This is a genomic window from Vibrio fortis (genome assembly GCF_000695685.1).
GTDB classification, from domain to species: domain Bacteria; phylum Pseudomonadota; class Gammaproteobacteria; order Enterobacterales; family Vibrionaceae; genus Vibrio; species Vibrio fortis_A.
In genome coordinates this window covers 181,594-201,462 of the sequence record NZ_JFFR01000012.1, presented here as the reverse complement: position 1 = coordinate 201,462, position 19,869 = coordinate 181,594, and the positions used below count along the sequence as shown (strand labels likewise).

At 45.3% G+C, this 19,869-nt stretch carries 17 protein-coding genes and 1 pseudogene; 10 read left to right on the top strand and 8 right to left on the bottom strand.

Annotated elements, in window-relative coordinates; genetic code table 11:
• Positions 1 to 32 precede the first annotated feature (32 nt).
• Complete coding sequence (locus VFDL14_RS14450) at positions 33 to 788, bottom strand: DeoR/GlpR family DNA-binding transcription regulator (RefSeq protein WP_032550574.1); 756 nt, start codon at positions 786 to 788, stop codon at positions 33 to 35.
• A 279-nt stretch (positions 789 to 1,067) separates the two neighbouring features.
• Here VFDL14_RS14450 and ltnD point away from each other — a divergent pair, with 279 nt between their 5' ends.
• The 7 genes from ltnD to VFDL14_RS14480 all read left to right on the top strand — a co-directional run bounded on the left by ltnD (position 1,068) and on the right by VFDL14_RS14480 (position 8,588).
• Entirely contained in the window at positions 1,068 to 1,970 is a 903-nt protein-coding gene (ltnD, locus tag VFDL14_RS0123085; protein ID WP_032550573.1) for an L-threonate dehydrogenase, read from the top strand.
• A gap of 31 nt (positions 1,971 to 2,001) precedes the next feature.
• Entirely contained in the window at positions 2,002 to 3,258 is a 1,257-nt protein-coding gene (gene otnK, locus VFDL14_RS14455) for a 3-oxo-tetronate kinase (RefSeq protein WP_032550572.1), read from the top strand.
• A gap of 11 nt (positions 3,259 to 3,269) precedes the next feature.
• On the top strand, positions 3,270 to 3,917 hold the full coding sequence (locus tag VFDL14_RS14460; RefSeq protein WP_200870289.1) for an aldolase: 648 nt from the start codon (positions 3,270 to 3,272) through the stop codon (positions 3,915 to 3,917).
• Positions 3,917 to 4,693 (top strand): 2-oxo-tetronate isomerase, encoded by a 777-nt coding sequence (gene otnI / locus VFDL14_RS14465; protein ID WP_032550571.1) that lies wholly within the window; start codon positions 3,917 to 3,919, stop codon positions 4,691 to 4,693. Before VFDL14_RS14460 ends, otnI begins: the two co-directional genes overlap by 1 nt.
• A 145-nt stretch (positions 4,694 to 4,838) precedes the next feature.
• Positions 4,839 to 6,293, top strand: a complete 1,455-nt coding sequence (locus VFDL14_RS14470; protein ID WP_032550569.1) for a GntP family permease — start codon at positions 4,839 to 4,841, stop codon at positions 6,291 to 6,293.
• A gap of 80 nt (positions 6,294 to 6,373) precedes the next feature.
• The gene (locus tag VFDL14_RS14475) at positions 6,374 to 7,543 is read left to right on the top strand and encodes a glycerate kinase (protein ID WP_032550567.1); all 1,170 of its coding nucleotides are present in this window, start codon (positions 6,374 to 6,376) and stop codon (positions 7,541 to 7,543) included.
• Between the two features lie 172 nt (positions 7,544 to 7,715).
• The gene (locus VFDL14_RS14480) at positions 7,716 to 8,588 is read left to right on the top strand and encodes a patatin-like phospholipase family protein (RefSeq protein ID WP_032550566.1); all 873 of its coding nucleotides are present in this window, start codon (positions 7,716 to 7,718) and stop codon (positions 8,586 to 8,588) included.
• Positions 8,589 to 8,650: 62 nt separating this feature from the next.
• Here the strand turns inward: VFDL14_RS14480 and VFDL14_RS0123080 are convergent, their stop codons facing one another.
• From VFDL14_RS0123080 to VFDL14_RS14490, 4 genes and pseudogenes are all read right to left on the bottom strand, one after another.
• Complete coding sequence (locus VFDL14_RS0123080) at positions 8,651 to 9,649, bottom strand: 2-hydroxyacid dehydrogenase (protein ID WP_032550565.1); 999 nt, start codon at positions 9,647 to 9,649, stop codon at positions 8,651 to 8,653.
• Positions 9,650 to 9,816: 167 nt separating this feature from the next.
• A pseudogene (locus VFDL14_RS0123075) lies at positions 9,817 to 10,150 on the bottom strand (DUF1971 domain-containing protein).
• Between the two features lie 44 nt (positions 10,151 to 10,194).
• Positions 10,195 to 10,977 carry a ferredoxin--NADP reductase gene (locus VFDL14_RS14485; protein WP_032550564.1) on the bottom strand — a complete coding sequence of 261 codons (783 nt, stop codon included), beginning with the start codon at positions 10,975 to 10,977 and terminating at the stop codon, positions 10,195 to 10,197.
• Between the two features lie 204 nt (positions 10,978 to 11,181).
• Positions 11,182 to 11,559, bottom strand: a complete 378-nt coding sequence (locus VFDL14_RS14490; protein ID WP_032550563.1) for a hypothetical protein — start codon at positions 11,557 to 11,559, stop codon at positions 11,182 to 11,184.
• A gap of 474 nt (positions 11,560 to 12,033) precedes the next feature.
• On the opposite strand from VFDL14_RS14490, the gene VFDL14_RS14495 reads away from it, so the two are divergent.
• Positions 12,034 to 14,067: a TonB-dependent receptor domain-containing protein gene (locus VFDL14_RS14495; protein ID WP_032550562.1), complete on the top strand. Its 2,034-nt coding sequence runs from the start codon at positions 12,034 to 12,036 to the stop codon at positions 14,065 to 14,067.
• 94 nt (positions 14,068 to 14,161) lie between these two features.
• Here the strand turns inward: VFDL14_RS14495 and VFDL14_RS14500 are convergent, their stop codons facing one another.
• Complete coding sequence (locus VFDL14_RS14500) at positions 14,162 to 14,953, bottom strand: MBL fold metallo-hydrolase (protein WP_032550561.1); 792 nt, start codon at positions 14,951 to 14,953, stop codon at positions 14,162 to 14,164.
• Positions 14,954 to 15,071: 118 nt separating this feature from the next.
• Between VFDL14_RS14500 and VFDL14_RS14505 the strand changes: the two genes are divergently transcribed.
• Positions 15,072 to 16,043 (top strand): GlxA family transcriptional regulator, encoded by a 972-nt coding sequence (locus tag VFDL14_RS14505; RefSeq protein WP_032550560.1) that lies wholly within the window; start codon positions 15,072 to 15,074, stop codon positions 16,041 to 16,043.
• Between the two features lie 122 nt (positions 16,044 to 16,165).
• Positions 16,166 to 17,053, top strand: a complete 888-nt coding sequence (locus VFDL14_RS14510; RefSeq protein WP_032550558.1) for an acyltransferase — start codon at positions 16,166 to 16,168, stop codon at positions 17,051 to 17,053.
• 83 nt (positions 17,054 to 17,136) lie between these two features.
• Here VFDL14_RS14510 and VFDL14_RS14515 read toward each other — a convergent pair whose 3' ends face one another.
• Together VFDL14_RS14515 and VFDL14_RS14520 are read right to left on the bottom strand one after the other, a co-directional pair.
• Positions 17,137 to 17,874 (bottom strand): tRNA (adenine(22)-N(1))-methyltransferase, encoded by a 738-nt coding sequence (locus tag VFDL14_RS14515; protein ID WP_032550645.1) that lies wholly within the window; start codon positions 17,872 to 17,874, stop codon positions 17,137 to 17,139.
• A 127-nt stretch (positions 17,875 to 18,001) separates the two neighbouring features.
• Positions 18,002 to 19,759, bottom strand: coding sequence for a sensor domain-containing diguanylate cyclase (locus VFDL14_RS14520; protein WP_032550556.1), 1,758 nt, complete (start codon positions 19,757 to 19,759; stop codon positions 18,002 to 18,004).
• Between the last annotated feature and the right edge of the window lie 110 nt (positions 19,760 to 19,869).

The following is a 19,869-nucleotide window of genomic DNA, read 5'->3' as shown; positions in this document are numbered from 1 at the left end:
GAGTACTCTAGCCCTTAATCCCAAGGGTTCGATTAGCAAATAACTTCAATACCCTTATCTTTTAACTCTTCGATTACGCTCGCGGATAGGTTGCTATCGGTAATAATTCCGTTGAGTTCTTCTAGATCGAGTGCGTGAAAGCTTGCTACTCGACCATACTTGGTTGAATCAGATATTAAGTAGTTAGTTTGTGCAGCGCACACGATGGCCTGTTTGACCGAAACTTTATTCTCATTAGGGGTGGATAGCCCTTTTAGGTTCCAAGATGATGAAGAGATGAAGGACACATCGATGTTTACGCCTTTGAGAAACTCTGCAACTTTCCCTCCCACACTGGATTGGTTTTCACGATCGACTTTGCCACCTGTATGGTAGATTTCACAACGAGTGTGATTCATTAAATAAGCCGCGATTGAAAAATCATTTGTGATGATTAACAGATCGTCTCGACCTGCTAATTGATGAGCGATTTCGAGCGACGTTGTTCCCGCATCTAAGTAAATGGTTGCTTCCGGTGAAATCAAGCTAGCCGCTACCTTACCTATCTGTACTTTCTCAAGCGCTTGTTGTTCAGCCTTTGCATCGTGTGAAAGCTCACTGTGAAGAGCCTGTGCAAGTTGAACACCACCAGACACAGAAATAACTTTTCCTGACGATTCTAGCTTTACTATATCTCGTCGAATTGTCATGTGTGAAACACCAAGGTGCTCTGTTAATTCAGAAATGCTGATCACTTCTTGATGTGATAATAGCGACAAAATAGTGCGCTGGCGTTCTGCTGGAATCATGGATCTTCTTCTATGTCTTTGTTTTCCCAATATCCTATCAATCTTCACTGAGTTTGTGAATATCTGTGAACTTGTGTTCTAAATGTGAACATACTTATGTGATTTGGCATTTTGAGTCTAGATTCTATGCCTAAAAAGGGTTAAATCGGCACCCGTGTGTTAAGTTTTGTTAAAAATGTGACTTATCACTAAGTAGGAAATACCACCTTCACATATAATCACAAACATAAACAAGAATTAACAAAATCTACTTATATTTTCCAAGAAGGCATTGTTGTTATGAATGAAGTTCAATCTGTCGGTGTTATCGGTTTAGGTTCCATGGGTATGGGCGCGGCGAAATCATGTGTGCGTGCAGGCCTTGATGTATATGGTTTCGACCTTAACCCACAAGCTCTAGAAGAGCTGGGTTCATTTGGTGCGAAAGCAGTATCTACTAATGCAGTCGAGTTTGCAGACAAGCTAGATTCGGTTCTTGTTCTGGTTGTGAACGCAGCTCAAGTTAATACAGTCCTGTTTAAAACAGGTCTTGCTGCGGCGCTTAAGGCAAACACGCCAGTTATGGTTTCGGCAACCATCTCAGCGGAAGATGCAAAACAAATCGAAGCGAAGCTAGCTGAGCACAATCTCGTCATGCTAGATGCGCCGGTTTCTGGTGGTGCGGTGAAAGCGGAGGCGGGTGAGATGACCATCATGGCATCTGGCGCTCAAAGCACGTTTGATGCACTTGAGCCGGTACTGAGTGCAACGGCCGCTAAGGTTTACAACATTGGTGAAGCGATTGGCCTTGGTGCAACGGTGAAGATTATCCACCAATTGCTAGCGGGTGTTCATATCGCAGCAGGTGCAGAAGCAATGGCATTAGCAGCACGTGCAAATATCCCTCTTGATCTGATGTACGACGTGGTAACGAACGCAGCGGGTAACTCTTGGATGTTCGAGAACCGCATGAAGCATGTGGTAGACGGTGACTACTCACCAAAATCTATGGTCGACATCTTTGTGAAAGATCTAAATCTCGTATCGGACACCGCAAAAGATCTGAAATTCCCACTTCCTCTATCAAGTGCAGCACTTAACATGTTTGTAAGTGCAAGCAATGCAGGCTTTGGTCAGGAAGATGATAGCGCTGTTATCAAGATCTTTGATGGCATCGAGCTTCCAGGTGTGGAAAGCAAATAGAAATAAGCGCAGGTAAATCGGAGAAGAAATTATGTTATTAGGCGTTATCGCAGATGACTTTACTGGCGCAACTGACATAGCTGGTTTTCTAGTAGAAAACGGCATGCGCACAGTCCAACTCAACGGCATTCCAAAGGAAGAGATTGATGTAAACGCAGACGCGGTTGTGATCAGTCTTAAATCTCGCTCTTGTCCTGTGGACGAAGCAATCAATGATTCAGTTGTAGCGCTTAAGTGGCTGCGAGCAAAAGGCTGTCAGCAGTTTTACTTTAAGTACTGCTCAACGTTCGACAGCACAGCAGAGGGCAACATTGGTCCTGTAACGGATGCACTGCTTGCTGAGCTAGGTGAAGAGTTCACAATGGTATGTCCTGCACTGCCGGTGAATGGTCGCACGGTTTACAACGGCCATCTATTTGTATTCCAAGATCTGCTGAGCGACTCGGGCATGCGTAATCACCCTGTGACACCAATGACGGATTCAAGCCTTATTCGCATGATGGATGCTCAATCTCAAGGCACTTCAGGCTTGGTGAATTTCCAAGTGATTGAGCAAGGCTCACAAGCGGTCACTGAGCGCTTTGAAGAGCTACAAGCACAAGGCAATCGCTACGCAGTGGTTGATGCATTTAATGCAGAGCACCTTGTTACTCTTGGCCAAGCAGCGAAATCTCTAAAATTGGTGACTGGCGGTTCTGGTCTGGCAGCAGGCATTGCGAAGAACTGGGTTGAACACCTAGAAGACCAAAGCAATGCGAAGCAAGCGGGTAATCCTGAAAAAGCGGCGGCGGTCGTGTTCTCTGGTTCTTGTTCAGTGATGACGAACCAACAGGTTGCGGTTTACAAAGAAAAAGCGCCGCATTTCGCGATTGATGTGAAGGCGTGCCTGACGGACGAAGCTTACTCAAACCAAGTGTTTGATTGGGTGATGACAAACATTGAGAGTGAGTTTGCGCCACTGGTTTACGCAACCGCGGATGCAATGGCACTAAAAGCCATTCAACAAGAATTTGGCGCGCAGGCATCAAGCCATGCGGTCGAGCAATTCTTTAGCCAGCTTGCCATCAAACTTCAGCAGCACGGCGTGAAAAACTTCATCGTTGCTGGTGGTGAAACCTCTGGTGTTGTGACCCAAAGCCTAGCGGTGAAAGGCTTCCATATCGGTCCTCAAATCGCACCGGGTGTGCCTTGGGTTAAATCGGTAGAAGGTGACCTTTCTCTTGCTCTGAAATCTGGCAACTTCGGCGATGAAAACTTCTTTGCCAAAGCGCAGTCGTTCTTTGCATAAGTGAGGCTGTGATGAGTAAAGAATTAATGACAGAACAACAACTGCGAGAGCAAATGGTCACTATGGCGCGCTCGATGTTTGAGCGTGGCTATGCGACAGGCGGTGCAGGTAACCTTTCACTGAAACTGCCAAGTGGTCACTTTCTGGCAACGCCAACGGGCTCATCGTTTGGTCGCTTGATTGCTGAAGAACTCTCGGTAGTGGACATAGATGGCAACCATATCTCTGGCAAGAAGCCATCGAAGGAAGCGGCATTTCACCTAGCGATTTATCGCAATAACCCTGAATGCAATGCAATTGTGCACCTGCATTCAACTTACCTGACAGCGCTTTCTTGCCTAGATGGTTTAGATCGCGATAACGCGATTAAAGCCTTCACGCCTTACTTTGTGATGCGCATTGGTGAGTTGCCAGTGATTCCTTATCTGCGTCCGGGCGATCCGCAAATTGCCGAAGAGCTTGCGCAGCGAGCAGGGGATTACCGAGCCTTCTTGCTGGCAAACCACGGCCCAGTAATCACAGGTACAGATTTTGAAGATGCAGTAGACAACGCGGAAGAGCTGGAAGAGACAGCAAAACTGGCGTTCATTCTTAAAGACAGCAACATCCGATACCTAACGGATGCTGAGGTTCAAGACTTAAAAGGGAGAGGTAAATAATGGCTAAGTTCGCAGCAAACCTGACCATGCTATTCACAGAAGTACCGTTTCTAGAGCGTTTTGAGAAGGCGCATCAAGCGGGTTTCAAAGCGGTGGAATACCTTTTCCCATACCCATTTGAAGCACAAGATCTCGCAAACAAGATGGCGCAGTTCGGCTTTGAACAAGCCTTGTTCAACATGCCTCCGGGCGATTGGGATGCGGGTGAGCGTGGCTTTGCAGCTATCCCAGGTCGTGAGGAAGAGTTTAAAGCAAGTGTTGAAACTGCACTGATGTATGCCAACGCGCTGAACTGTAAAAAGGTTCACGCCATGTCTGGCATCGTTGATGCACGTTTCACACGTGAACAGCACGTTGATACCTTCATCTCGAACATCCGCTATGCAGCTGACAAGTTCGCAGAGCAGGACATTGAGCTGATGATTGAGCCTCTCAACAACCGCGATGTGCCGAACTATTTTGTCGCGCATCAACGTGAAGCTGTAGAGCTTATCAAGCAAGTGGATCGTCCAAACGTGAAATTGCAGCTCGACCTATACCACGCACAAATTATGGATGGTGACCTAAGCACATTGATTCGCGATGTTGCACCTTATACCGGTCATATCCAAATCGCATCAGTACCCGAACGACATGAACCGTCGGAAGGTGAACTGAACTACCCGCACCTATTCAATGTTTTGGATGACTCAGGTTACCAAGGTTGGATTGGCTGTGAGTACAACCCAAGAAAAACAACAGAACAAGGTCTCGGTTGGGTCAAGCCGTATCTCTAATCAGGCAATTCAATTAAGAACCGATTAAAAAATAAATAATTCGACGATTTAACAACGAATAAATCGCTTGCATAGAAAGCACTGTGGGTAGATCGAATTGCCCACAGTACTTCCCTACAAAATAAGAAACAAAAGGAAATTAAAAATGGACGGAGCATTGATAGGCATTGTGATTGGTATTATTGCCATGATGGGAATGATCATAAAAACGCGTATTCCAGTAGCACTCGCAATGGTTATTTCAAGCATTATCATGGGGCTATTTGCAGGAATGGCACCAACTGAATTGATTGATGCAATTAAAGCAGGCTTTGGCGGCGTGCTTGGCGGTATCGGTCTAATCATCGCGTTTGGCGTGATTATGGGCGCGTGTTTTGAACGCTCTGGTGCAGCGGTTCGTATGGCGAAAACCTTCGTTAAGCTGTGTGGCAAAGGTCGAGAAGATCTAGCGCTTGGCTTTACTGGTGTGCTAGTGGCGATTCCAGTCTTCTGTGATTCCGCGTACGTTATTTTGCATTCTCTTGTTCGCGCAATTTCACGTGACACTGGTAAATCTGCCGTTGGTCTTGGTGTTACATTAGCACTTGGCCTCCTTATCACTCACGCTCTTGTACCACCTACACCAGGTCCGGTGGCTGTAGCAGGAATTCTTGGTGTCGACCTTGGTCAATACATGTTGTGGGGCTTAATGGTTTCAATCCCTATGATGCTATTGTCGATGATCTATATTCGTCGTGTTGGCAACGAGTACTACCGTGTGCCAAATGGTGAAACTTGGATTACTAACCAAGCCGATTGGGCGAACCTAGAAAAAGTAGAAGCGACTGATGACAAAGAGCTTCCAAGCAACTTCTTATCTTTCGGTCCAATTCTGATTCCTATTGCGCTTATCTTAATTAACACGTTAGTAGGTAAGGGTGACACTGCGCTGCATACTGTTTTGTCACTGCTAGGTAATCCTGTAGTTGCAGTGGGTATTGGTGTGCTGATGGCGCTTTATGGCCTAACGATGAAAATTGAACGCAAAGACATGGTGGGTTCAATGGACGACGCACTTTCTACAACGGGCCTAATCCTTGTTGTGACTGGTTGTGGTGGTGCTATGGGTGCAGTTCTTAAAGCATCAGGTGCTGGTCCACAGGTTGCTGATGCTATCGCAAGCAGCGGTATTCCACCATTATTGGTACCACTAGCGATTGCTTCTATGCTTCGTCTAATTCAAGGTTCAGCAACGGCATCAATGATGGTAGCAGCAACGATGACACTACCATTGGTTGAAACACTTGGCCTTGACCCTGTATTCGTTGCGCTAGCATGTGCGGTTGGCCCTGTTGGTTTCTCGCACCTAAACGACTCTTACTTCCATATCATTAACCGTACTCTTGGTATCACTGAGTTAACCGATCAAATCAAGATCTGGTCAGTCTCATCAACGATTGCTTGGGCAATTGGTGCATCTATCATCATGATTTTGAACTTAGTGTTTGGTAAGGGCGGCACGATGATCGACCCATTAGTACCAATTGCTGTACTTGGCGCGATTATGGTTTGGTTAAAATCTAAAGAGAAGTCACAAGTAAAAGCTGCAGCAGCAAGTTAATACCGCATCTCTGGTTATACTGCCCCTATCGTTTGATTGGCTCATCGATCACTCCTAGGGGCTTATTGGATCTACGAATTATGAAAATAGTTATCGCACCAGACTCATTCAAAGAGTCATTAGACGCTGCTTCTGTGGCGAAATGTATTGAAAACGGATTTCGAGAAGTGTTTCCGGATGCAGAGTATGTTGCACTTCCCCTAGCTGATGGCGGAGAAGGCACTGTCGATGTGCTGCTTCAGGGATTGTCGGGTAACAAGTACACCACTGAAGTTATGGGCCCGCTTGGTAATACAGTTGCCGCGCAATGGGCAATGCTAGAGCCTTCACCCAGTAACCCAAAGCGCACTGCTCTTGTTGAGATTGCCGCAGCGTCCGGTTTGGATTTGTTAGCTCCAGATAAGCGTAACCCAATGCTAGCGACGTCGTTTGGTACTGGGCAATTAATGCTTGAAGCGATTGAGCAAGGTGCAGAGGCGATCATACTTGGGTTAGGCGGCAGTGCGACCAATGATGGCGGTGCAGGTATTGTTCAGGCACTAGGAGGAAAACTGCTGGATGAACAAGGTAAGGAGATCGCGTTAGGTGGATTTGCTTTGTCTCAGCTAACGTCTATCGACCTTTCAGAACTAGATGAGCGCTTGCGCAATATTGACCTAACAGTTGCCTGTGATGTTGCAAACCCACTTTGCGGCGAAAATGGTGCGAGTCATATTTTTGGTCCACAGAAAGGGGCATCGTCTGAACAAGTACAAGCGTTGGATTCGGCTCTTCACCACTTTGCGACCGTTGCCATGCAACAACATCCTAGCGTTGCCAAAGCCGACACCCTAGAAATATCAGGTTATGGGGCTGCGGGTGGCACGCCAATGGGGTTGAGCTTGCTGTTTGCGATGCAGTTAAAGCCTGGTATTGAGATGGTGCTCGACACTCTTAATGCTGACGAGGTACTTAAAGGTGCTTCACTGGTTGTAACTGGAGAAGGGCAGATGGACAACCAAACCCTGCAAGGTAAAACCCCTTTTGGTATTGCGCTGCGAGCACAAAAGCAGGGTATCCCAACGATAGGAATTGCGGGTTCGCTGGGCACTGAAGTCGATGAACTCTACTCTGCGATGGGATCGCTTTTTGGCACAGTACGTTCTCCTCAGCCGCTAGAGCAAGTATTGAAAGAGGCAGAAATCAACCTAACTCGAACAGCACGAAACATAGCCGCGACACTCAAACTCGGCTCTGCCATTCTTAACTGACCTTCATAAATCTGTCTTATTTAAATCTTTGTAGCCGTAGGCGATTTCGTCTGCGGCTTTTTTGTCGATAGATTTTGCCTATCGAATCTATACATTTATCCCATTATCATTTGGGGCTAGCGAGTTTTACTATTCCTTTTATCAGTTTTAGAGCAGTAAATAGAGTAGAAAAATGAGTAAGAAAGCACTGATTGTAGAAGGCGGCGCCATGCGAGGTATTTTCGCAGCGGGTGTATTAGATGCATTCATGGCGGAAGAATTTAAACCGTATGATTTTGCATTCGGTGTGTCGGCCGGCGTTTCCAACTTGATCGGCTATCTGTCTCATGCCCCTCGTCGTAGCCTAGATGTGATCACCACTATGGCGACAGACAAAGCCTTTTTTAACCCAGCGCGTTTTGCTAAGGGTGGCAATTTGGTAGACGTGAAATGGTTGTGGGAAGAGTCGAACTTACGTTACCCATTAGATTACAGCCGTCTATTTGGCGGCATTCCGTTTTATGCAGCGGTGACTAATGTTGAAACTGGCAACGCGAACTACTACCAAATCAATCCAGAAAATCTATCCAATGTTGTAGAGGCGACAACAGCTTTACCTATTGCTTATCGAGAAACGCCATGCTTTTCAGGTGGTTGTTATACCGATGGTGGTGTTGCGGACTCTATCCCCGTTCGAGAAGCTTATCGTCGCGGTGCACGTGATATTACGGTGATTTTGTCGCATCCATTGAGTTATCAGATGAAGCCACAAAAGTATCAGTGGGTGATCAAAAAGCTGCTTTCAAAGTATCCAAATATTGCAGAATCGATGGCGGTTCGCGCTGAAAACTATAACCAGTCGCTAGAGTTTATTCGTAACCCACCGAAGGATGCCAAGATCAAAGTGATCGCCCCACCAGAGAACTTTGGAGTAAAAAGGTTGACCATGGACCAGTCGCTATTGAGTGAGGGGTACCAAATGGGTATCGATGCGGGTAATGAACATTTGGCGATTCGAAATGGTATGCATGGCTTAGATACGGAAAACTGCCACTTCTGTATTTAAGATCTTTTAATGAACCACGAGTTCCAAGTCAGCTCGTGGTCATTCGTATCTAGAGCTATCGGTTATAGCTCGATAAGCTCATTGCCACTCTTTTCATTGCTAAAGTAAGCAGTAATGCTGCCTAGCGTTGTGTTGGCAATGTTTGATAGAGCATCTTTAGTCAGAAACGCTTGGTGGCCAGTGAATAGTACGTTGTGACATGCAGACAAACGACGGAATACATCATCGACAATCACATCGTTAGATTTATCTTGGAAGAACAGCTCTTTCTCGTTGTCGTAAACATCAAGGCCTAGTGCGCCAATCTTGCTCTGTTTTAGAGCTTCAATCGCAGCCGTAGAATCCAGCAGTTCACCACGGCTGGTATTCACGATCATCACACCATCTTTCATTTTGCTAAATGCTGTCGCATCAAGTAGGTGATAGTTCTCTTTGCTCATAGGGCAGTGCAGAGAAATCACGTCTGAGTGTTGATATAGCTCATCCAGCTCGACATATCTTGCACCCAGCTCTTCAGCAAGTGGGTTAGGGTATGGGTCGTAACACAGAATGTTCATTCCCAAGCCTTTCAGGATACGCATGGTCGCGAGGCCAATCTTGCCTGAACCGATGACACCGACGGTTTTACCGTGAAAGTTGAAACCAACCAAGCCCTCAAGAGAGAAGTTCGCGTCACGAGTACGCTGATATGCCTTGTGCAGTTTTCGGTTTAAACACATCATCATGCCGACGGTGTGCTCAGCCACGGATTCTGGCGAATAAGCTGGAACGCGAACAACCTGAAGACCAAGCTCTTTTGCCGCCTCGAGGTCAACTTTGTCGAAGCCTGCACAACGCATTGCAATAAGCTGAGTGCCACCTTGAGCCAATACTTCCAAAACGTCGCGAGATAAATCATCGTTTACAAAGGCACACACTGCTTCACAATCGTGAGCCATCTTCGCTGTCGTGGTGGTTAAACGAAAATCGTGAAAATGAAACTCAGCCTTGAGTTCACCTTTCGCCAGTGTAAATGACTTTTCGTCGTATGACTTTGAGCTAAAAAAAGCAATGTTGAGCATGGCTTCCTCTCTTACCTTAAACATCAATAATAAGTATCAAAATGATCAATTCACGCAGTGTGCGCCACTTTAGATGTGTTGTCTATCATGATTAGTCATTGTTTTTATTATGGTTATTTTGTGGTTTTATAGGGCTACTCGTTATTGAAGATCTTAAAAGCACACTGTTATTTACGAGTGTTGAACATCTTCTTAGTCTCTTTTTCAGACCAAAAGTTAATGTTGAATTGCGCGTCGTCACTGAGTTCAACACGGTGCCAGTATTGAGGAGGGCTCGTAGCAAATTGACCCGCTTCAATCACGATGACCTGCTCTGGCTCTATAGCATCAGCATTAGCAAAGCCATAGAAAGTGACAGTCCCTTCCATTACACAGATCTGCCCAAACACACCCTCGGCGGTATTGTGGCGGTTGAGTAGTGCCGCTGGAATATTGTCTTTGGTGAAAAAGGGCGTTGAGCGTTGAATCGTCCAGTGTTTTTGGAATACGTAAATGGGCCATAAAGTGATCCTTTTGCCATTGAATTTGAAGAGAATGAGTTCGGGTTACCAGTAATTTTCGCTACTGAATTGACCGGGTTTACGACGTAGGTGCTTTTCTAATCCGAGCTGATTTAAGGTTGTGCTGGTGTCGCGAACCATTTCTGGATTGCCGCAAAGGTAGAAGAAACTACGCTCTTTATTGATAGTGACAGACGTGGCTTGCTCAAGGTCGCCTCCAAGTAACAGACTTGGGATTCGTCCGCGCAAAGCTCCGGTAACGGATTCTCGTGAAATAATTGGCACATAATGAAGCGTTCCTTGAAAGTGTTGGATGAATGTTTGGATACGTTCTTGATAGGTTAGATCTGCTTGAGTCCTTACCGCGTGAACGAGGATGAGGTGTTTAAACGACAGAGGTGTCTCTTGTTGTTGAAGCTGTTCTAAAAGCGATAGGAAGGGGCCAATTGCGGTACCTGTTGACAACATCCATAGGTCTTTCGCGGTCGAGGGGATCTCCTCGAGCGTCATAAATCCACTAGGATCCCGCCCAACAAATACCTCATCACCTTGTTGAAGCTGGTGGAGTTTCGGAGACAGTTGTCCGTCAGAGTCTTTCACTATCAGAAATTCTAAATGTTGATGGTCCTTAGTGTGTGAAGGAGCATTCACCATTGAGTAGGCGCGTCTGACTAATTCTCCTTGCTCGTTTTCGAGCCCTAGTTTGGTGAATTGTCCTGCAAGATAACTGGAGACAGGCGCCTTCACTTCAATCGAGAAAAGTTGATGGTTCCAATCAGTTCTCTCAATCACTGTACCTGATACTAAGCCGTGGGGTAGTTCTGTCATAATCTTAATCTCCTATTGAGTGCCTCGATAGCAAGGCTCTAATAAGCATAATCAAAGAGTCTGACTTAATATTAGCAGGTTACATGCCAATAATGATAATCGTTATCAAGTGGGGTTTGAGAATGTTTTTAACTGACTTAAGAGTCAATATGACACACTGTGATTTATTTTCCTATGACCTGTTTGAGTCTAAGTGACTTATTTTTAGGTCTTGGAATCCCTAATTGCTTTAGCGAGCTTTTTTGAGCCTTGGGTCGATATCAAGTCATCAAGCCGAATTGAGCGGTTAGTGGCCTTGTTGTTGGATGGCTTTGTTTTGGTTGCCACTTTACAGCTAGGACAAGCAGGGTTGGTGAGTATTGAGCGAGGTTGTTTAAAGACGATGTGGTTGCAACTTGGGCAAAGCAGAGAAACCTTTGTGGTCTGATTTTGGTAGTGATAGCTATCGGTAAATTGATAACCAAACTCGATAGCAACTTGTTCTATTTCACGCTGAGATTTGGCACTTCTTCTGACTATGGGTTTGATTGAAAGCAGGTATTGTTCAAAGTCAGAGTCCGAAAGTTGGTAAAGAGTTTTCATAAGAATTTTTCGATAGCGATGATGGCGGTTTTGTTATGACGTGAATCATCATAGCAAGGGCATCTGTTATCTGGCGTAACGACATGTAAGCGCGGTAAGGAAAGTTAAGCCATCGAATTATTGTGAAGTGTCCAAACCAGAACATAACCAAATAATTGAATGGCAATGTGGCATTGTATTCAATTCTTTGATTTTCCTGTTGGTAATTATTGGCTTATTTCGAGCGATTTGGGTTGGTTTAGTGCGGGTTTCTTTTAAAAAGCCACCAGATAGAGACTGATGGCTACCTATTTCTAGGATTTTTTGAAATATTCAGTTCAAAAAACAAGAGTTCGGTGAACTTTGGTGAATACTACATTGTGATTTTATAAAAATAAAGCATAGAAAAGTAAAGAATGTAAATGAGATGAATTATCATTTGCATCGTGTATTATGCACCGCTCTTGTTGTTGTTTATAAAATATAAGTACCATTATGAAACTGAAGTCACTCTCTGCAGCGATTACCGTTGCACTTACTACTTTTGCTGCCCAAGCTGCCGATGAAACCGTCGTTGTTGTCGGTTCCGCCCTAGATCAACACGTTCAAACTGAGATCAACTCTGATACTCTGGAACAGAAACAAGCGTCAGACATTAAAGATGTTCTGAATACCATGCCGAGCGTAACGGTCGATGGTAACGCTCGTTACTCTCGTAAAGTTTTCATCCGTGGTATGGAAGACAAGTTCTCGGTTGTTACCATCGATGGTGCTCGCCAAGAAGGTCAATTGTTCCACCACTCAGGTGACCAGACGTTTGATCCTGCAATGCTGAAATCAGCAGAAATCACTCTAGGTGGTAACTCTGTTCTTTCTGGTGCGGGTGCGATTAACGGCTCATTCAGCTACGAAACAAAAGATCCGAGTGACTTACTACGTGGTGACGAAACGGTTGGCGCACGTGTTAAAACTGGCTACCAAACGGCTTATGAGCGCTTCACTACTAACGTAGCTGTTTACGCGAAGCTAAACGACAAACTGCAGTTCATGGGTATCGCTAACTACTCTGAAGATGGTGACCTACATATCCCTGGCGAAGATGACGTTACATCTAAGCAAGGTGAGTTAAAGTCTGGCTTGGCGAAAGTGGTATTTATTCCAAACGACGCCAACGAATTTAAGCTGACATTCAACAAATACGAAGATGGTGGTAAGCGCCAACTATCAGGTGAAAAAGCGGGTGCGCTATACGCAGATGATGAGCATAACTACCATGCAATCAGCCGCGATACAGTGACACTAAACCACCATTACGACAATGGCAGCGATCTTGTAAACCTAACAACTGACCTGTACTACAACCGTCAGTACATGGACCGTGATGCACTAACTGAAGACTACGGTAACTGGGATAATTCATCAGGTAGCTGGGTATTCACCAAAGACGGCGAACTATCTATTCCAGATCGTGAATACAATGTAACAACCATTGGTGGTGATATCCGTAATATCTCATGGGTCGGTGATCATGAGCTGACTTATGGTGTTGAAGGCTACAAAGCGAAACAGTGGATTGACTCTGGTTTAGGTACTTACACTTCAGGTACTAAAGCAGGCGAAACTAAGAACTACGACATGGATGGTGGTACCGTTACTGCTTACGGTATCTACGCTCAAGACGCCTTTGAAATCAGTGACTTCCGTTTTGTGACAGGTCTTCGTTATGACGTGCACGAACTAGGTGGCGTGTTCTCTGGTAAGTACGACCAACTTTCACCGAAATTCCAAGGTGAACACCAAACAACAGACAATCTAAGACTACGCGTTGGTTACGGTCGTCTATTCAAGGGTGCTGCACTTCCTGAAACGCTAACCATGAAAGCCGCAAGTGATGTAAATCAAGCGGATACTAAGGCGATGACAGGTAATAACTATGAAGCGGGCTTCGATTACGATCTGTCTGGTTTGCTTGCAGCTGATCATGCAATCCTAGGTTTCACGGCTTACCAGTACGATCTTGATAACCAAATGCACCCAACGAAAAACAACACAACACTGGCAAACCAGTACGATGTTGAAGTTTGGGGTGTAGAGACAGTATTTACTTACAGCATCGATGACTTTGCGCTATACGCAAACCACTCGTTCTCTGACGGTGACCAAACTAGTCTAAAAGATGGCACAACAAGCCACATGAACAAGACTGGCATCCACAACATTAAAGCGGGCTTCAACTACAGCCTATCTAACGAGCTAGTGTTTGGTTGGGATTCACGTTTTGTTCCGGGTAATGACTACACAGATGAAGATGGCGTGAAGATTGAACGTGCTGGCTTCGGTACTCACAACATTTGGGCGGCTTACGTTCCAGATTTTGCTAAGGACCTGTCAGTTAACCTTGCTGTCGATAACCTATTTGATAAGAAGTACGCTGAGCACACAGGCTTTGGTATCTCTTGGGGTTCTGAGAAGTACACCAGCTACGAAGCAGGTCGTAACTTCAAAGCTTCTGTTGCTTACAGCTTCTAAAAAAACAGACACTGCCTAGAGCAAGCCCCGCATTACGCGGGGTTTGTTCTTTTTGGAGACAGAAATTTTGATATTTAAAGTTAATATCTCTTATTTAAAACTCTAGTGTTTCACCATCTTCAGGAATCAACACCTTGTCAGCTAACTGATGATGCTCAAGCGTCTGCTTTAATGTTGAACGCTCGATAGGGCAGTGATTCAACGCTTCCATATGATTGGCGATCACTTTACCTGGCGAGAGGCGGATAAACTCCATCACTTCATCGGTTGGCATCAACAGAGGCTGTCCCACATCCATTTGAGCTTGACCAGTTGCGACCACAGTAATATCGGGCTTTAGCTCAGTTAGCGCACGCTTCACGTTGTCAGTCAGTACCGTATCACCACTGATGTAAATTGATGGTTCATTTGGAAGCTCTAAATAGAATCCACAGCCATTTGCCATCACTTTATGGATCCAGCCATGACCATGTTGCGCAGGCACCGCGGTGATGTTCCCCTCTAGATAATCCGTCTCGACCCAGCTGTCTAAACCGTGACTCACGGTAATCCCATACTTCTCTAAGTAAGCTTTGTCTTTGCTTGGTGTTGCGACGGCAATACCGTTATTAACCAAGAAAGCCTCACCTGCCGTGTCTAGGTGGTCACCATGTTGTAGGGGTTTGAAACCAAAGGTTTGACTGTGTGTGATTAAAGCGTGAGTCACCATATCAAGTAATGGCCCTGCATTGGCGGGTAAGTCTACGGTTGGGTTCTTGGCTGCTTTGAAGCGCAATACAGAGAACGGAGGCAGTGAGCCTTTTTCACCTAGCATCGGATCAATCAGAATACGGTATTGGCCTGATTCAATAATAAAAGTGGCACTGCGAAGGTGATGAATTTTCATGATGTCTGCTCCGATGAATTACTGTCCAACAATTATGGTGCAGAGTGAAAAAGTGTAATACCGTGTTTAAGGTAATCTATCGCTCAAATTGGGCCATTGTTCTATTGAGGTCATTTTTATGCTTTCGTCTTCTACTGAGCCTGTAAAAGTCGCTGTGATCGCGTTTGAAGGGATCAGCGCATTTCATTTGTCGGTTCCCTGTTTAGTTTTTCAAGATGTATTCATTGAGCAGCAACCCAAGTTTTCAGTGAGCTTGTGCAGTGTCTCTGGGGCTGAGTTCTCCTCGGGATCAGGCTTTGGTATCAGTATAGAAGAGGGGATTGAGCGCGCCCGCGATTGCGACATTATTGTAGTGCCGAGTTGGCCCAACTCTTTACCTCAGGTGCCGAAAGCTCTGATTGATGAACTGATATTGTGTCATTCGCAAGGCAAAACCATAGTCGGGCTTTGCTTGGGTGCATTTGTGTTGGCGGAAGCGGGGTTACTCGACGGCAAGAAGGCGACGACTCACTGGGCCTTTAGTCAACAGTTCAAGGAGCGCTTTCCTTTAGTTGAATTCGATGAACAGCCTCTGTTTATCGATAACGAGAGCACGATTACTTCAGCGGGTACCGCAGCTGCGTTGGATTGCTGCTTGCATATTATTAGGAAAGTATGTGGGACTGAGGTCGCGACTCAGCTTGCGCGTATCATGGTCACGGCCCCGTATCGCTCTGGTGGTCAACAGCAATACATTCCGACGCCGATACAAACCAAGCCAATTCAGGCAATTAGTTTTGAAGGTGTAATTCAAGAGATAGAGCAGAACCTAACCAAGTCATACAACCTAGATGAGGTCGCTTCATTGTGTGCAATGAGTCGACGTACGTTTACCCGTCAGTTTAAAGCCGCGTATGGGTGTTCGTTTGGTGAATGGTTACTTCAACAGCGTTTGAAACTCAGTCAGCGATTGTTAGAGTCTACCAACCACCCAATTCACCAAGTGGCAGAGCAAGCAGGCTTTGGGTCTGAGAGTGTTTTTCGCAAGCACTTTAAAGCGACTTTTAACTTGGCTCCCACCCAATGGCGTGACAAATTCGCTAAACTCTAACTGCTATGACCACTCGGTAAATATGTCATAAATATTTCAATCGGTAGATAGAGAGGCTGTGAAAAAGGTATAATATGTGCTCCTGTTTTATACCGAATTTCGTTAAGTTACTGTTTACCAATATGTTAGATAACATCCGTTTAGTCATCAGTGTTACCTTGGTGACTATCAACACTGCCGTGATAACGGTGCTGATCTCTTTGCTTGCCTTGATTAAACTGCTCATTCCTGTTGCCTCGGTAACTAAATTGTCTAACCGTGCGTCTGATGCTGTATTTTGGCTTTGGGCGACTGTGAATCTCGGTATTTTGTCTTCGATGAACCGTATCGATTGGCAAATTGAAGGAGGTGAGGAATTATCAAAAGAGCAGTGGTATTTGATGATGTCGAATCATCGCAGCTGGGCGGATATTGTGGTTTTAGCCTCGGTGATGAAAGACAGAATGCCAATGCCGAAGTTCTTCCTTAAGCACGACCTTCTTTATGTACCGTTTGTGGGCTTGGCGTGTTGGGGCTTGGATATGCCGTTTATGAGAAGGCACTCGCGCGAGTTTCTGCTTAAAAACCCAGAGCGCCGCAACGATGATTTCAATGCGATTCAGAAATCTTGTCAGAAGTTTCAAAACAACCCAACGACTGTGGTGAACTTTGTCGAAGGCACGCGAGTGAATGCTGATAAACTGGCGACAGTGAAAACTCCTTACCAACATCTACTAAAGCCAAAAACGGGTGGTGTGGCGTTTGCTCTTTCTAATATGGGTCACATGCTCAATGGTGTCGTTGATGTGACACTGGCGTATCCAGAGAATCAAGAATCACCATTTGAGGACATGCTTAAAGGTAAGATGACCAAAATTGTGGTGCGAATTAAAGTACACCCAATGGATGAAAACCTAGACGGCAACTACTTTGAAGATAAAGTCTTCAAGCGTCGTTTCCACGGTTGGTTAAACGGAACCTGGGAAGAGAAAGACCAGTACCTTGATGGTGTGTATAGCAGTAAGCAATAGCCTACGTCATTGATGCCAGACACAAGAAAGCCGATTGATTCCAATCGGCTTTTTCTTTGTCTTCGATTTGCAGTTCTAGCTATTTAAACGGCTTGGTAGTGCTCAATGATATGAGCCACCGAATTAGGCTTTCCTTGCTTTTCTAAACCAAAAGAGATGCGCTGATAGTGTTGCAAGGTACGCTGTTTGTATTTCTCGATTACGTGTTGTTCTTGTTCACTGTTGGGTAACCAAATCTTGTTGCCGACAGGAGACACTTTATGTTGGTGTAAGTGAGTACCTGCTAACTCGTTGCCACTTGGCTGATAAGTCACATGCAGTATTTCATAGAAGCGTCGATTCTCTTCCACGAGCTTTTCATCGATCATTGAGAAGTCACCTTTCCCGAGATACTCACGCAGCTCAAACAGTTGATGCACTGGACACAGTAGAAAATCTAAGGAGATATTCGGGTTATTTGAAATGACGGCTTCTATTAGCGTCTGCGTTAGCTCTCCGCCGACACCCGCAATGACAACCAGATGTTTGCCCTTGTGGACAGCAAGCGGCAGCTGACTCATGTCCATACAGTGCACGTACCACTGTTGAGCGGTTTCGCTATCTTGGTTACCCAGGTTGTCATCGACAAAGTGCTGACTAAGAGTTGCTTCCAGCTCGGTCATTAGGCTGGGAACAATATCGACGAAGTGAATATTTGACGCTTTTTGTTCAATCAATAGCTGCATACCTAAGTGGCCATGATCGCAGCAGCAATCCCAGATATGGTCATAGGGTTTAGTAATGAGGTCACTGATAGATTGAAGTCGATGACTGAGCTTTATCATGGGTAGGTTCTTTCTATTGAGCGAATGACTGCGTTGGATTTGACCGGAGAGGCATTGTAGTCGGTTTCAGAAAAAACTAAAGCACCGAATAGGGAGTTCGGTGCTTTTGTTCGCTTTATCGGATTTATGCAGCAGCGGAGGAAGCTGAGTCTTCCGGTGACATAGGTTTGAAATAACCTTCGACACGGTTTCGGCCTAGTTGCTGAGCAATCACTTTGGCTTGTTCCGCTAACGCCAGTGCGGGTTCTGACTCCCCTTCGAGCAAAGAAAACCCTATGCTGACGCTGGCTGATAGATCAATATCAGGCGTCTTAATTGTGCTTGATGCAATGGATATCCTGCACTGGTCTAGCTGGGTTCTAGCATCATTCTCGTTGTTGGCTTTAAAAAGAATGGCAAACTCTTTGCCACCCATTCGTGCCAAACTCAAACTCTTTGGTTTTGGAAAGTTGGAGCGAATGGCTTCGGCTGTGTTCTTAATCAAGCTATCACCGATGGTTTCGCCATAAGCGTTATTCAGGTGCTCGAAATGGTCAATATCCAGTAGAGCGACAAAGGTATCAGGTTCATTAAGATGAGAAGCTAAGGCAGCATTGAAGTTGTTCTTGTTATCAAGCTGAGTCATCAGGTCTTTGCAACTTAGTTGATGATGCAATAGAAGATTCGCTAATGATGTTTCAGTAGCACTTCGAACCATACGCAGAATAGAGCGGCTAATAGGGAATGTGCTGTTGATGTAGAGCACAGCGAGCAACTGTTTGCGCGAATGCAGTGGAATACAGTAGTGGCGCTCGGTAATTTTAAGGCTTCGAGCCAGTGAGTCAGCATAGCTTCCATTGCGGTAGATTAGGCTATCTGGCAGTAAGCTTTGTGCTAGGGCTTGATTGGTATGCACAATGCGCTTGTTTCCATGGTAATCGATCGTGCTAAATGCGTGACTCGTTGAATCATAGAGACAAAATTGAATGCCATTGTTGTAGCAGAAGTGATTGATTACCGATTTAAGCTGGCGTTTAAAGCCCGCTATGTCATCCACTTGATTGAGTAGTGAAAGCGCTAGGTTGAGCCTGTGAATTAGGTAATTGGCGACAATCCAGAGTAGTAGTAGTGAACCAAGCACAATCGCGGTCAAGGTAAACTGATGTGAGCTCGTCAGTATGTCTTGTCGATCGGTACCGGCAATGAATACCCAGTTTAGGCTGTTGTCTGCATCATAAACCGATACTTTAAAGTGATCTTGATAGTAGTACTCGTGCTGCCCAGAGGTTTGCCCCAAGGATAGCTGGTGGCTGATTCCCGCATGAAAACTGATCGATTTTGTGCCTACTCGTGTTGGGTCTGGGTGGAAGATCAGCCTTTCCGTTGAGCGGTCGACGACAAATATGTAACCATTATTCAGTGTTTTGAGATCACGTAAACCTTGGGTGGTGTGAAGAAGATCAAATTCGATCCATATCTCTTTCGGGCGGTCTGAAATGGTGTGTTTAACCGCGAATACCCAGCGTCCATCCGTCTTTTGATAGACGGAAGAGATATAGAAATCTTCTGCGACACTATCGATTCGGTGCCATGTTAGGCTGCTTAGTGTCGACGAGGGGAGGGATAAGTCGCGGCTAGAGAGGTATTGCTTGGTATCTAGATGATATAAGACGATATCGGAGAAATTAGGTGTGCGTTTGAGGATGTTTTCACTCAGTTTGATGAAGGCACTTTTTGAGGCCGTTTGACCTTGTTCTAAGCTGGTTTCGAGGAGGTAGAGCTTGCCAAAAGTGGCTTCAATATTAGATCGAATAATAGAGTTACCAATCCGGATGTTAGAAGCAGACTGCTCCCGCGCTGAGTTCTCCATCCGCTCCAACTGAGCTGCCGCTAAATAGATCATCCCTCCTGTGAGTAAAACAATATAAGGTTTGAAAAGACGAATTAATGTTTTAGGTAAAGCCATGATATCCAAAGACGTTATAGATTCATTTTTATAGTGGCAGCATACTA